Origin of the sequence: Legionella norrlandica (assembly GCF_000770585.1) — a bacterium.
GTDB classification, from domain to species: domain Bacteria; phylum Pseudomonadota; class Gammaproteobacteria; order Legionellales; family Legionellaceae; genus Legionella; species Legionella norrlandica.
Genome location: NZ_JNCF01000009.1, coordinates 65,258 through 79,090, shown reverse-complemented (window position 1 = coordinate 79,090; position 13,833 = coordinate 65,258). Strand labels below are relative to the sequence as shown.

The following is a 13,833-nucleotide window of genomic DNA, read 5'->3' as shown; positions in this document are numbered from 1 at the left end:
TAAAGTCGAATTGGGGTAAGACAACCTAGCTGAAGGACTGATTACCATCTTAAAAGAGCCTCAACGTAGATAATAATGCTAGGTTAGTAATATCAAATTGAGGCTGATATACTAAAAAAAACTCGTTATTCGCTAGCGCTTGGTTTAACTCAGTTTCAATCTAAAACGATTCTTGGTTTGTTCATTAAGCTCCTTGGTGTAGAATTGGAATTGATTACCTCCCCGTTCTTTGCCTAGATACATGGCTATATCAGCATTCCTTAACAACTCATCTACATTGCTGGCATCTGTCGGGAAAATGCTGATTCCAATAGTTGCTGAAATATTTACTTGCTGTCTGCCAATCGCAAAAGGTTCTCGGAATGATTTTAAAATTTTTAATGCAATATTAATCGCGTTTGCTTCCTTGATTATATCTGGGATGACCATTATAAATTCATCACCGCCAAGACGTGCCAAGGTATCTTCCTTACGGACTATAGCAGAAAGTCTAGTAGCAACTAGCTGGAGCAAGATGTCACCGCTGCTATGATTTAAGCTATCATTAACTAGCTTAAATCGGTCTAAATCAATGAACAGAACAGCAATTATTTTTTTACTTCTGTTTGTGCGATCTATTGCATTTTTTAAACGATCAATCATTAGTAGTCTATTAGGTAATCCGGTTAGTAAATCATGTGAAGCTTGATATTCTAGCTTTTGTTCCAGATTAGCTCGCTCAGTGATGTCATGAAAAGTTAATATTTTCCCTATAATTTTATTATTTAGTTTATGTGGCTGCGAACGACACTCAACGATTATTTTATTTTTAAATGTTACCACTTGCTTGGCTTCATAATCTGCCTCACTTCTCATTAATTTGTCTAACTTTCGTGATTCATTTGATGCAATGAGCTGCTTATGCATATGCTCAAATATTCGCTTTAGATTTTTTGTTTTAAGAGCAAATTCATCGATGTCCCACAATTTTAAAAATTTGTTATTGTAATTAATAACTTTGTTATCTAAGTTAATGACAAGCAAGCCGTCTGCAGCGGATTCGATAGTAGAGCGCAACATAGAAATTGAGTATTTTAGGGAGTGTATTCGCTTCTCAAGAGTTTGGTGTAATATCTCAGAGTATTTTTTTGTATTTTGAGTTAACATCCATTTTTTAATCAAAGAGGATATGATTTGTTTTAGGACAGAGTAATCTAATGGATTATTTAAAATTAAATAATTATCGCCCATACCTTGTATTTTAACAGATTGATCGGATTTAAAATCAGAATATCCAGTGTTAATAACAACTTGTATTTCAGAATCAATTGTCCATATATGGTTAATTGTTTCAATGATATCTGATTTGAGAGAAGTTTTGATATTAATAAATACAAGGGAATAATGGTTACTACTATTCGATGCAATCGTTATTTTTTTAAATCCTTCTTTAATATTAGATGCGGATTCAATTATTACCGGAAAATGATATGAGTCTGCAATATCAGTTTCAACCCGAGATCCCAGAGTTTTATATAAAAAATCTTCTACTGTTTGTTCGGTTAAAAGGTCTTCTTGTGCTACGTTCAAAATTTTTGTTAAATTTTGATACACGTCTTGGTTTTCATCGATTATTAATATTCGGAGACTAGGATCATTCATTAACACTCCAAATTGAAATAGTAATTTCAATCAAGATTTGCTCTATTCTAATTTGATCTTAATTGTTTTAAATCTCTCCATCACTGTTATTATTTAATTTAGTATAGAAAAATACTTTTTATAAATCAATTTGCATAAAAGTTAATATTGTAAGTGAAATAAATATCAATAAGATTCATAAAATCAAAATGATTTTGTTCTCTTTTTAATCGGTTCGTGATTGTAAGGATTGAATAAAGAAGTTATAATAAGCAGCTTTTTAAACCTTGCCTTACTAGTACATAGTTACTGGAAGGCTTTATCCACAAGGAGAAACCATGAGACATTATGAAATTATGTTTCTAGTACACCCTGATCAAAGCGAGCAAGTGCCAGGAATGGTTGAGCGCTATGAAGGAATTATTACGAAACATAACGGTAAAATACACCGTAAAGAAGATTTAGGTCGTCGCCAGTTAGCTTATTCTATTAACGATGTTCATAAAGCACATTATATTTTAATGAACGTTGAGTGCAATCTTGATGCTCTTAGTGAAATTAAGAATGCGTTTAAATTTAATGATGCTATTTTAAGACATTTAATTACCGTTCAAAAACAAGCGATTACCACAGAATCTGTGCTAATGAAGAAAGAAAAAGAAAGCAAAAGCGCTTAAGAGGAGAACATCAATGTCAGCTTATTTTCGTAGAAAAAAAATGTGCCGCTTTAGTGCTGAAGGTGGCAATGAAATTGATTACAAAGATATCAATTTGTTAAAAAATTATATTACTGAAACCGGTAAAATTGTACCAAGTCGTATTACTGGTACTCAAACACGTTTCCAAAGACAATTAGCCAAGGCAATCAAACACGCTAGATTCATTGGCTTGTTGCCATATTGTGATAGCCATAGATAAGATATGAACTCTGCAGGTAATTTTATAGTTAAGCAAAGTAAAGCGTTAATTGAGAATAAGCAATACGCCATCTTATGCGCAGTTGCTCTCTCAATAGTTCCTTTTGCCTCTTGGTTATCAGTCGCTTTAGTGAGTTTAATTACCTTGAGAAAGGGAGCAAAACTTGGACTTGAGGTGATGATACCTGCATTAATCATTCATTCTGTGCCTTTAATGATGTTGTTACCTCTGAAAGGGGCGCTGATTAATACTCTGATTGCTTATTTGCCTTGTTATTTTGCTGCTTTGACTTTACGTGCAACAACTAGCTGGCCAAATGTGTTTGGGATTTTCTTATTTCAAGCATTTTTAGTGTTTTTGTCTGTTCAAATACTGGCTCCTGATTTTGTAATGGGGCAATTTGCTCAATTTAAAGTGATATTGTCGCAATTTCAAGAATACAAGCAACTTATAGAGAATAGCACAGAAGGATTAAGTTCCTTAAGTTTGGCTCATCTGTTTTTTGGGGTTCAGATATTAAGCGTGGTCACCTCAACATTAATCTCGTTAATGTTTGCCCGATCAATACAAGCCAAGCTCTTTATGCCCGGTGGCTTTAAGCAGGAGATGTTGGAATTTCGCAGCGGCAGATTTTCATTTTTGATGTTAATCATTATTTCCATAGCATCTTATTATGAAATTCCTGCTGCTATTAGCACTTTGCCATTACTCCTTGCTTATTTCTTTTTATCGGGATTTTCTTTGGCCTATTATATTTTAGCCAGAAAATGGCAAGTCAGAGTGGTGATTCTATTATTTCTATTGATATTATTAAAACCATTCTTCGTCTTATTTGCCTATATTGTTTTTGGCTCATTAGATAGTTTATTTAATTTTCGATTATACCTCCCTGCAAGGGTGAGAGAATCAACGTAAGGGGTTATTAAGATGGAAGTAATCTTATTAGAGAAAGTACGTAATCTGGGAAATTTAGGGGATAAAGTACATGTTAAAGCAGGTTATGGACGCAATTATTTGATACCACAAAATAAAGCTGTTTTTGCAACAGAACAAAATATTGAGTTGTTCGAGAAGCGTCGTGCTGAGCTAGAGAAAAAGGCTCAACAAGCATTGGCTAATGCAGAACAGCGGGCAGCCAAGCTCAATGATATTACATTAATTATTAGTGCTATGGCCAGTGACGAAGGCAAGTTATACGGCTCTGTTGGCATTAATGAAGTTAAAGAAGCTTTGCTTGAAAAACAAATAGAAGTCAGCAAGCGTGAAATCGTTATGCCTGAAGGTCCATTGCATTCTATTGGTAATTATGTTGTAGAAATTCATGTACATAGTGATGTAATTGCTAATCTCCAAGTAGAAATTGTTCCTGCCAAATAATAATGTTTGAGAAATTTTCTCAAAATTTCAGTCATAGTATCAGCAATGCTAATTCTAGTTGTGCGGAAAATCCCGCACAACTATTTTCATGTCAATATTCATTTTGATTTCCACTTAATATTGCACCCTAAGCTTGGTTTTTGTTCGAAATCTAGGGGTTTATCATTTAATAAGCAATCCAAAGCTTGGCGGATTGAGTTTCCTGTAACAGGAATATCATTTGATGGTCTTGAGTCATCTAATTGCCCTCGGTAAGCTAAAGATAAATCATAGTCAAATATGAAAAAATCAGGTGTGCAAGCTGCTTTATAGGCTCTGGCAACGTCTTGAGTCTCATCAAAAAGATAAGGAAAGGGATACTGGTTTGCTTTCGCAGTCTGAATCATATTTTCTGGGGAGTCTTCAGGATAATTTTCTACATCATTAGAATTAATAGCCAAAAAACGGACTCCTTTAGGAATATAATCATTGGCAAGGCGAGTTAATTCATCGCTTATATGTTTAACAAAAGGACAATGGTTACAAATAAACATGATCACAGTAGCTGGGTGCTGAGGAATGCTGCTTAATTGAATCTTTTTCCCGGTAGTCACGTCTTCCAGCTCAAAGTGAGGGGCGATTGTACCTAAAGGAAGCATGTTGGATGGAGTCCTAGCCATGATTAAATCTCCGATTTTTTAGAATTAAATATAGGTTGGACGTATGGTCCGACCTGGTTGTTAATATCTTAAAATTAATTGATAAAGTGCAAAGGAGGCGAGTATCGTATTGAGTACGCCCCATAAATAAGAAATATATTGTCCTTTGTAAGCATTATAGTAAGCGTATATAGCAACGCCTGAACTCCCAGAAAAAAATATTATCTGATTATTATAGGCTAGCCCCATGGATAGGAGTGCTATTCCAACAATCCCGATTAATAAAAAAATGCTGTTTTCTTTACCTATCATTAAGTAGAAAACTAATAATTGCAGACACATCAAAAGAGGTAAAGCTAATCCAACATATGGTCCGATCCCTAAGAGTATAGAGGTATGGCCGGCAGCTAATATTAATTCTAAAGCAATAAAATAAATCAGTTTGTAATGGATTGCAGTAATGAGAAGAGCAAATGAACCAAAAATATAATATGCTTGAGGGGGCGTTTGGTTACGCCCGTAGATAAGCATTGAGGCACCAAGAACCCCAAGTATTATGTATTTAATATCATAATACTTAATACTATTGTCCACTTCTCACCATTTTAAATAAATCCCTTTAGCCACAGACTCTTGAATGACAGCACTTTGTGACTTATTAGTAGAAATCCAATAATTACCCATATTACTGAGAGCAAATTTTACACGAGGGTATTGGCAAACTTCTAATACCTCGCGACAATCAACCAAAGATGTATTGTCGTCCATGTGCTTATAGCATTTGAAGTTTAGGTTTTTCACATCCGAAGCAAATGCAGCCCAACTCAGTGGATCTAGAGTTGCTTGTAATGGAGGGCTCATAAAGGCATCTGCATTATCAAATCGTTCGAGTTCAATTTTGGAGTCTGAACGATTCTGAATCAGGTAATAGGCTTGATTGCCTGTTTCATTTAGTATTAAATAGTTTTCACTATAACCAAAACCAGTGACTTCACAACCGCGAGGAAAAATTGAGGCCGCTTGGACTGTGCTGGTTACAACAGTTGTTATCAATATTGTTTTAGCAATGTGATTAATTAGTGACATAATTTCCTCAGAAAACAAAATTAAGTTGCTATTTTAATCATTAATTAGACAAAGTCTATCATGTAATAAAAAAATAGAGTGGAGCATATCTTCTATCTTAAAACTTCTAACCTTTATTATTCGCTGCAATTTTAGCTTTTATCAGTGGGTAATAGGTTCTGTAAAAACTTAGGAGTAAATACATACTAATATAACCTAATGATAAACCGACCCATAAATGGTTTGTTTCAGGATAATTAATAAGTAAACAAAGCGAACTGATCCCATACAGTGCGGAGCAACAGTGCATTAATATTTTCAAAATTTTGGATTCAGTCAGGTAGTCTAATCTTGATGGGTACACATATTTCACTGGTACAAAGATCAGTACACAAAAAAGAGATAAAAGTACAGTATTCATTGTTATAGAGGTATCAAAAATGTACATGTAGAACACCGCGATATTCCAGTAACAAGGGAATCCTTTAAAAAAGTGGTCTGGTGTTTTAGCGTCATCCTGACAGAACTGGTAGGCTGATGTCATTGTGATTGCAGTAATAATAGGCACTATATAACTCTCTGGCAACATACCCGGTTTAACCAATAAGAAAAAGCAGGGAGTAATAACGTAATTTAAATAATCGACAATATTATCTAATAGGGCTCCGTCTATTTTAGGTAAAACACTTTTGACATGAACTAATCGAGCAAGGCTGCCATCAACAGCATCAATAAAGACTGTGGCGGCCATAAGCCACAAAGCAAAAATATATTCGTGTTGGTAAATTTTATATAAACTAAAAACGCCAATACAGGCAGCGCTAGCTGTGAAAATATGTACAGCCCAGGCGGCAAAATATTGAGTAAAAGTAAAGGGGGGCTTTATTGGCTTCATTACTTATCCTAGATTTAATTTCTCTCTATCATATCTACTTATAATTTATTAAGATATTGATTTTTATTATCGTTCCTTAAAATATAAAAATAGTATCAATATTCAAAAGGAAAGCGCAAGTTAGTTAATTATTAAAAAAATACTTGTTGAGAGATAGGCTACACTATAGTCATGTTACTTCAATTTGGTGATTAAATGAATATCCAAACAATCAACCCTGCAACAGAGGAAGTGCTAAATAATTACTTATGCCTGGATTTTGCTTCGATAGATAAAAGAATTGAAACTGGATATGAAGCATATCTCAATTGGAAAGAATCCAAATTTGATGTCCGTCGTTCTCTAATGCTCCATTTAGCACAAATATTAAAAGATAAAAAATTCGAGTTAGCTCATTTAATGGCTTTAGAAATGGGTAAACCAGTAACAGCAGGGCAGGCCGAAATTGAAAAGTGTGCCTGGGTTTGTGAACATTATGCAGAGAATGCTGAGCAATATCTAATGCCAAGAACAGTTAAGACGGAAATGAAAATGGCAAAGGTTTGTTACAGACCCTTAGGAATTGTATTTGGTATAATGCCTTGGAATTTTCCATTCTGGCAGGTTTTTAGATTTTCAGTCCCTACTATTATGGCTGGCAATGGTGTGATCTTAAAACACGCTCCTATATCAAGTGGAACAGGGAATAAAATTGAAGAGTTATTTCAACAAGCAGGTTCCCTCCCTCATTATTTCAACATTTTATTGTAGACAATGATGGCGCAGCTCATATCATTGAAAATCGGTTTGTTACCGGAGTTACTTTAACTGGAAGTGAACGTGCCGGACAATCTGTCGCAGCAAATGCTGGCAGAAATTTAAAAAAATCAGTTTTAGAATTGGGAGGGTCAGATCCCTATCTGGTTTTAGATGACGCTGATTTGGATCAGGCTGCTCATTGCATTGTCACATCAAGATTAAATAATACTGGACAGGTATGTATCGCCGCGAAGCGAGTTATCGCTGTTCGATCGATTGAAAAGGAATTAATTTCTAAAATTCAAGAGCTGGTTTCTAAGTACAAGATGGGTAATCCTCTCGACCCTGATATTAAATTGGGGCCAATGGCCCGAAAAGATTTGCGAGAAAATTTACATTCTCAAGTAGAAAAATCTGTTAAACAAGGTGCGAAATTATTGCTTGGTGGTATAATTCCTAAAGGGAAAGGGTATTTCTACCCCCCGACATTATTAACTGATGTTAAACCGGGGATGACTGCATTTGATGAAGAGTTATTTGGACCTGTGATTACTATTGTCCCTGCTAAAGATGAGAGCGAAGGCATTTCTCTGGCGAATATGAGCCAGTATGGATTAGGTGCCGCTGTGTTCACAAAAGATTTGAATAAAGGCGAGCAAATAGCTACTTATGAAATTGAGGCTGGAACATGCTTTGTTAACGCATTCGTAGCATCAGATCCCAGATTACCATTTGGCGGAATCAAGCGCTCAGGATATGGCAGAGAGTTATCAAGAGAAGGGATATTAGAATTTGTAAATACTAAAATAATAGCAATTAATGATCCAAAACATGATACAAAATAATAAAATCATTTTTATTTCAATTGCAAGACAGGAAATGAATTGTTTTGAAAACGATCAATTAATGGCTTGCTACCCAATTTCCTCCGGAAAAAACGGTGTTGGTGAGAGAATTCATAGTAGATGTACCCCGAGAGGTTGGCATAAAGTGTATTCCATTCTTGGATTGGAACTACCAGTCAATAGCGTTATGGTAGCCAGAGAATGGACTGGTGAAATTTATTCGGAGTCATTAGCGACACAATTTCCCGAGAGGGATTGGATACTCACTAGAATTTTGCAATTGGATGGTTTAGAACCTGGCCGAAATAAGGGTGGGGATGTAGATACTTTGCAACGTTATATTTATATTCACGGTACACCGGATACAACGCAGTTGGGTGTACCTGGTTCACATGGCTGTATTCGTATGAATAACAAAGCAATCATTGAGCTAGCGAATTGGTCAACAATAAATACTTTAGTGTACATACAATAATTCTCAAAAAACAGTTCTGATAGTGTACGACTGTTTTTTAGGATGAATGGATAATAATAGATTTAGGTGTTGTTTTTAGGTATTTTGATGCTGTTTACAATATCTCTATTCTAACCAAAAGCACTGTTTTCCGCAATTTGACTTTCATGCCTGCGGAATTTCAAAGACAAGCAATAGTTAATTTTATTGTGAGGTTTTTAAATTCTTATAGGCAAAAAGCAATAGCGAAAATCCAGTGTCTTCGGGTAAAATGAACATAATGCGGAGCTATTTAGATTTTTAAGATTTTACGTGCTTTGTTAATCGCCAAGGTACTACTAATTTTGATAGTTAATAACAATTAATGCTTCAGAGCATAAGTGATCCTGAAGGGGTGAATTAATGTCTTATAAATTCGAAGAAGGTAAAGACGTAATAGTTGATGCAGTTGTAGATAAAATTAAGCGGACTATGACTGGAGAACAAACGGAATTTTGCGCTGAGTTTGCTAAACAATTTTATGGGACGGTTGCTCTTGAAGATCTCCGAGAATGGAGTATTGATGATTTGTATGGCGCAGTTGTGAATTTTTGGTCGTTAATCAGCGAACGAGCTCCTAAAGAAACCAAAATTAGAATTTATAATCCAGACTATGAGCGTCATGGCTGGCAAACTACCCATACGGTGGTAGAAGTCATCTGTGACGATATGCCATTTATTGTTGATTCTCTTCGAATAGTTATTAATAGAATGGGCTTAACATCACATCTTACTATCCACATGGGGGGGATCAAGGTAAGAAGAGATAGTCATAATAAAGTCCATGAAATTCTACATAGGAATGGTGAACCTGCTGGTGAAGGCGTATTACACGAAGCTCCCATTTTTATAGAAATCGATCGACAAACGGACCCTGATGTTTTATCCGAGTTGCATAAAAATTTTGAGCGTGCTCTTGAGGATAACCGAGCTGTTTTTGAAGATTGGGATAAGATGCGTACCAAAGTACGAGAGATAATTAAAGAACTGGATACTGTTCCTAAATCTATCGATATCAGCGAAGTTGAGGAAACTAAGGCCTTTTTAAATTGGCTAGAAGATCACCATTTTACCTTTTTAGGATTACGTGATTATGAATTAATTAAAAAAGGAAAGGAAACTATTTTACAACCTATCCCTGAAACTGGATTAGGTGTACTTCGCCAAAGTTTGAGTAAATCCAGTGCAAGAAGCATTACTGCTATGGGGCCTGAAGCGCAAGGCCTAATTATGTCGCCTCGTATTCTTGTAATGTCTAAAACAAATACGTTAGCCTCAGTCCATAGGGACGCCTATACTGATTATATCGGAATAAAACGCTTTAACAAAAAGGGAGAAGTCATCGGTGAAAGGCGCATTATAGGGCTATATACCTCTGCAGCATATCACACTAACCCGAAACACATTCCATTCTTGCGACATAAAGTTGCATTAATTATGAAAAACTCTAACTTAAACCCCTATAGTCATGCAGGAAAAGTATTACTGAACATACTTGAAACCCTTCCAAGAGACGATTTAATTCAAGGTACCGAAGATGAGCTATTAGAGATAGCTATGAGTATCTTTTATATGCAAGACCGAAAACGTATTCGTCTATTTGCCCGAGTGGATATTTATAAGCGGTTTATTTCTTGTTTGGTATATGTTCCCAAAGACCGATTTAATACCGAGCTAAGGTCTGCTATGCAGAAAATTTTAGCAGAAAGTTTTAATGCAGAAGAAATTACTTTTTCTACCTATTTCTCTGAATCGGTTTTGGCTAGAATTCATTTTATTGTAAGGGTTGATCCTAAAAACTTACCTGATTTTGATTTAAAAGAAATAGAAAATAAACTGATTGAAGTAGGTCGTTCATGGATAGACGATTTTCAACAACATTTATATGAGGTGTATGGTGAAGAGCAAGCCAATGCTCTTTATTCCCGTTATAAAAATGCATTTCCAGTTTCTTATTCAGATACCTTTTCTCCAAGGACAGCTGTTTATGACATCAAACATATTGAGATGCTAAATCCAGAAAATACTCTTGGAATTAATTTTTACAAGGCGATTGACGAATCTGAGAAAAGTTTTAGGTTAAAAGTTTATCAGCACGATACGACTATCCCCTTGTCTGATGTATTACCTATCCTGGAAAATCTTGGTTTAAGAGCAATTAGCGAACGTCCTTATATTTTAAAATTTGAAGACGGTAAAGTGACATGGATTAATGACTTCGCAATGCAATACAACAGAGACAGTGAGTTTAACCTCGACGAAATTAAGGAACTGTTTCAAAATGCCTTCGCAAGGGTATGGTTTGGTGATGCTGAAAATGATGGTTTTAATCAGTTAGTATTAGCAGCTGGTCTAGATTGGCGTGAAGTTGCTGTGTTGAGAACCTATGCAAAATATTTCAAGCAAATAGGATTCACATTTAGCCAGGATTATATGGAAAAAGCATTAAATAATAATGTGACTATTGCAAAAAAATTAATTAGATTATTTGAAATTCGTTGTAATCCCCATGAGGCAAAAAATAGAGAAGACAGATATGTTAGTCTGGTTTCTGAGGTTTTATCTGATCTGGATAATGTAGCTAATCTCGACGAAGATAGAATCATAAGACAATACGTCCATGCAATAGGAGCCACTCTTCGCACCAATTTTTACCAGGCAGATAGTCAAGGCAATTATAAAAATTATATTTCTGTCAAATTATCTAGCAAATTGATTCCTGGTGTTCCTAAGCCCTATCCAATGTTTGAGATCTTTGTTTACTCCCCACGCTTTGAAGGCGTACATTTACGTTGTGGTAAAGTAGCTCGTGGAGGATTGCGTTGGTCAGACAGACGTGAAGATTTTCGAACAGAAATTTTGGGTTTAATGAAAGCACAGCAGGTAAAAAATTCTGTGATTGTTCCTAGTGGAGCCAAAGGTGGCTTTGTACCTAAGCGAATGCCAGTGAATGCTACTCGCGAAGAAATCATGGAAGAAGGAATTAGCTGCTATAAGTTATTTATAAGAGGCTTGTTAGATATTACAGATAATTATAAGGACGGACAAATTGTAAAACCTCAAGATGTTGTTTTTTATGATGAAGATGATCCGTATCTGGTAGTTGCTGCAGATAAAGGTACTGCAACATTTTCCGATATTGCCAATTCAATTTCGCTAGAATACGATTTTTGGCTGGGAGATGCTTTCGCTTCTGGAGGCTCAGTTGGTTATGATCATAAAAAAATGGGCATTACTGCCAAAGGGGCATGGGAATCAGTAAAACGTCATTTTTATGAGTTGAATAGAGATATTGAAAATAGCGATTTTACAGTGGTTGGTATTGGCGATATGGCTGGAGACGTTTTTGGAAATGGGATGTTGTTATCGAAGCATATTAAGCTCATAGGTGCTTTTAATCATATTCACATATTTGTTGATCCTAATCCTGATGCTGAGAAAAGTTTCAAAGAAAGGGAGAGATTATTTAATCTTCCCAGATCAAGCTGGACAGATTATGATAAAAAACTTATCTCCAAGGGAGGTGGTGTTTTTTATCGTAGTGCCAAATCTATTCCTGTTAGCCCTGAAATGCAAAAAGTATTGGGAATAAAGCAAACTTCTATCGAGCCTAATGAGTTAATTAAAGCCATATTGAAAGCTGACGTAGATTTGCTTTGGAGTGCCGGAATTGGTACCTATGTGAAATCCAGTACTGAAAGCAACGCTAGCGTGGGTGATAGAGCAAATGATTCTACTCGCGTTAATGCTAATCATTTGCGATGTAAAGTGGTTGGCGAAGGAGGCAATTTAGGATTAACTCAATTAGCACGAGTTGAGTATAATTTGCATGGTGGCAAGGTTTATACGGATTTCATCGATAATTCTGGGGGAGTTAACTGCTCCGATAAAGAAGTCAATATCAAAATCTTGCTGAATAGCATTGTTACAGCAGGGGATCTGACCCCTAAACAAAGAAATGAATTATTGAGCAACATGACTGAGGAAGTTGCTAAATTAGTATTACGGGATAATTTCTTGCAAACACGCGCTATCAGCTTAACCTCTTCTCAAGCATTGCGAGCAATAGAATTACATGGGAGATACATTAACGAACTGGAAAAAGCAGGAAAAATTGATAGAACATTAGAATTTTTACCTGATGAAAAAGTATTGATGGAACATAAGTTAATGGGGAGAGGATTAACTCAACCTGGGATTGCCGTTTTAATGTGTTACAGTAAAACCATATTAAAAGAGCAAATTCTGGCTTCTGAGGTACCTGAGGAAAACTATATGAATCAAATTCTTATTGGTTCATTTCCTAAACCATTACAAGAGCGATTTAGCAAACAAATGCAAGATCATCCGTTAAGAAGGGAAATTATTGCTACACGCCTAAGTAATATTATTGTTAATGAAATGGGTTTTACTTATGTGTATCGACTCCAGGATGAAACAGGTGCTCCGGTTTCGGCGATTGTTAGAGCTTACATGATTGCCAGAGGTGTCTTAAATTTGGAAGCTATATGGAAACAAATTGAAGAACTTGGAACTAAAATTAGTGCCCAGGCTCAAGTCGATATGATGATGCTCTACGTCAGACTTTCAAGAAGAATAACAAGATGGTTTTTGAGAACACCAAGAAGAACTATGGGGATTTCTAAGGCCATTGAGTTGTATGCCAAAGGCGTTGAGGAGCTAAAAAAATCCATGCCTGCAGTTTTTGGGGAAATTGGTCGAACTCAATATGAAGAGCAATATCAAGAGCGTATAAAGGAAGGAGTAACTCCCCAACTTGCTCATGAATTAACCGTGACTAGAGCTTTATTTGCAGCAACAGATATTGTAGAACTTGCTTATGAAAATAACATTAAAATATCCAATGTCGCTGAAATTTATTTTGGTATTGGCGAGTTTCTTGATATCGCATGGCTTAGAACTCAAATTATTATACACTCCACGGATAATCATTGGGAGTCCTTATCTCGGGAAGCGTTACGTGATGATTTGGATTGGCAGCAACGTCAATTAACAGAAGCTATTATGGGATTTGAGCCCAATAATAAAGACTTGCGGGCACGATTGGAAAGATGGGGCGAGGCACATGCTGCTTTAATTGATCGCTGGAAGCAGATACTGACTGATCTGAAATCAAGTACCGCTCTGAATTATACTATGTTCTTAGTTGCAACCAGAGAGTTACTTGATTTAACACAAACCACTTTGCAATCTAATTTGAAAATGGAAGAATCTTATTGATTT

Annotated in this window: 11 protein-coding genes and 1 pseudogene; 7 read left to right on the top strand and 5 right to left on the bottom strand. The window is 35.7% G+C overall.

The genetic code is table 11. The features are described 5' to 3' along the window. Positions 1-144 precede the first annotated feature (144 nt). The gene (locus OK13_RS03915) at positions 145-1,641 is read right to left on the bottom strand and encodes a diguanylate cyclase domain-containing protein (RefSeq protein WP_052117553.1); all 1,497 of its coding nucleotides are present in this window, start codon (positions 1,639-1,641) and stop codon (positions 145-147) included. 317 nt (positions 1,642-1,958) lie between these two features. On the opposite strand from OK13_RS03915, the gene rpsF reads away from it, so the two are divergent. The 4 genes from rpsF to rplI are packed head-to-tail and all read left to right on the top strand — an operon-like array spanning position 1,959 to position 3,915. Then, the gene (gene rpsF, locus OK13_RS03910) at positions 1,959-2,297 is read left to right on the top strand and encodes a 30S ribosomal protein S6 (RefSeq protein ID WP_035887879.1); all 339 of its coding nucleotides are present in this window, start codon (positions 1,959-1,961) and stop codon (positions 2,295-2,297) included. Positions 2,298-2,310: 13 nt separating this feature from the next. Further along, on the top strand, positions 2,311-2,538 hold the full coding sequence (gene rpsR, locus OK13_RS03905) for a 30S ribosomal protein S18 (protein WP_010947320.1): 228 nt from the start codon (positions 2,311-2,313) through the stop codon (positions 2,536-2,538). Positions 2,539-2,541: 3 nt separating this feature from the next. After that, entirely contained in the window at positions 2,542-3,453 is a 912-nt protein-coding gene (locus OK13_RS03900; protein WP_035887875.1) for a hypothetical protein, read from the top strand. 12 nt (positions 3,454-3,465) lie between these two features. Beyond that, entirely contained in the window at positions 3,466-3,915 is a 450-nt protein-coding gene (rplI, locus tag OK13_RS03895) for a 50S ribosomal protein L9 (RefSeq protein ID WP_035887870.1), read from the top strand. 98 nt (positions 3,916-4,013) lie between these two features. Here rplI and OK13_RS03890 read toward each other — a convergent pair whose 3' ends face one another. From OK13_RS03890 to pcsA, 4 genes are all read right to left on the bottom strand, one after another. Then, complete coding sequence (locus OK13_RS03890) at positions 4,014-4,574, bottom strand: thioredoxin family protein (RefSeq protein ID WP_035887867.1); 561 nt, start codon at positions 4,572-4,574, stop codon at positions 4,014-4,016. 60 nt (positions 4,575-4,634) lie between these two features. After that, positions 4,635-5,084: a hypothetical protein gene (locus OK13_RS03885; protein WP_052117552.1), complete on the bottom strand. Its 450-nt coding sequence runs from the start codon at positions 5,082-5,084 to the stop codon at positions 4,635-4,637. 66 nt (positions 5,085-5,150) lie between these two features. Next, positions 5,151-5,639, bottom strand: coding sequence for a hypothetical protein (locus tag OK13_RS03880; protein WP_035887864.1), 489 nt, complete (start codon positions 5,637-5,639; stop codon positions 5,151-5,153). A 106-nt stretch (positions 5,640-5,745) separates the two neighbouring features. Beyond that, entirely contained in the window at positions 5,746-6,513 is a 768-nt protein-coding gene (pcsA, locus tag OK13_RS03875) for a phosphatidylcholine synthase (RefSeq protein ID WP_035887862.1), read from the bottom strand. A 195-nt stretch (positions 6,514-6,708) separates the two neighbouring features. On the opposite strand from pcsA, the pseudogene OK13_RS03870 reads away from it, so the two are divergent. The 3 genes and pseudogenes from OK13_RS03870 to OK13_RS03860 all read left to right on the top strand — a co-directional run bounded on the left by OK13_RS03870 (position 6,709) and on the right by OK13_RS03860 (position 13,830). Continuing rightward, positions 6,709-8,096: pseudogene (locus OK13_RS03870) on the top strand (NAD-dependent succinate-semialdehyde dehydrogenase). After that, positions 8,083-8,571, top strand: a complete 489-nt coding sequence (locus OK13_RS03865; RefSeq protein ID WP_081964856.1) for a L,D-transpeptidase — start codon at positions 8,083-8,085, stop codon at positions 8,569-8,571. Before OK13_RS03870 ends, OK13_RS03865 begins: the two are co-directional and overlap by 14 nt. Before the next feature lie 381 nt (positions 8,572-8,952). Beyond that, positions 8,953-13,830, top strand: coding sequence for an NAD-glutamate dehydrogenase (locus OK13_RS03860; RefSeq protein ID WP_035887856.1), 4,878 nt, complete (start codon positions 8,953-8,955; stop codon positions 13,828-13,830). Positions 13,831-13,833 lie beyond the last annotated feature (3 nt).

Excerpts from the sequence above, each read along its gene's own strand:
- OK13_RS03915 (WP_052117553.1), bottom strand. The coding sequence starts at position 1,641 with ATGAATGATCCTAGTCTCCGAATATTAATAATCGATGAAAACCAAGAC.
- rpsF (WP_035887879.1), top strand. The coding sequence starts at position 1,959 with ATGAGACATTATGAAATTATGTTTCTAGTACACCCTGATCAAAGCGAG.
- rpsR (WP_010947320.1), top strand. The coding sequence starts at position 2,311 with ATGTCAGCTTATTTTCGTAGAAAAAAAATGTGCCGCTTTAGTGCTGAA.
- OK13_RS03900 (WP_035887875.1), top strand. The coding sequence starts at position 2,542 with ATGAACTCTGCAGGTAATTTTATAGTTAAGCAAAGTAAAGCGTTAATT.
- rplI (WP_035887870.1), top strand. The coding sequence starts at position 3,466 with ATGGAAGTAATCTTATTAGAGAAAGTACGTAATCTGGGAAATTTAGGG.
- OK13_RS03890 (WP_035887867.1), bottom strand. The coding sequence starts at position 4,574 with ATGGCTAGGACTCCATCCAACATGCTTCCTTTAGGTACAATCGCCCCT.
- OK13_RS03885 (WP_052117552.1), bottom strand. The coding sequence starts at position 5,084 with ATGCTTATCTACGGGCGTAACCAAACGCCCCCTCAAGCATATTATATT.
- OK13_RS03880 (WP_035887864.1), bottom strand. The coding sequence starts at position 5,639 with ATGTCACTAATTAATCACATTGCTAAAACAATATTGATAACAACTGTT.
- pcsA (WP_035887862.1), bottom strand. The coding sequence starts at position 6,513 with ATGAAGCCAATAAAGCCCCCCTTTACTTTTACTCAATATTTTGCCGCC.
- OK13_RS03865 (WP_081964856.1), top strand. The coding sequence starts at position 8,083 with ATGATACAAAATAATAAAATCATTTTTATTTCAATTGCAAGACAGGAA.
- OK13_RS03860 (WP_035887856.1), top strand. The coding sequence starts at position 8,953 with ATGTCTTATAAATTCGAAGAAGGTAAAGACGTAATAGTTGATGCAGTT.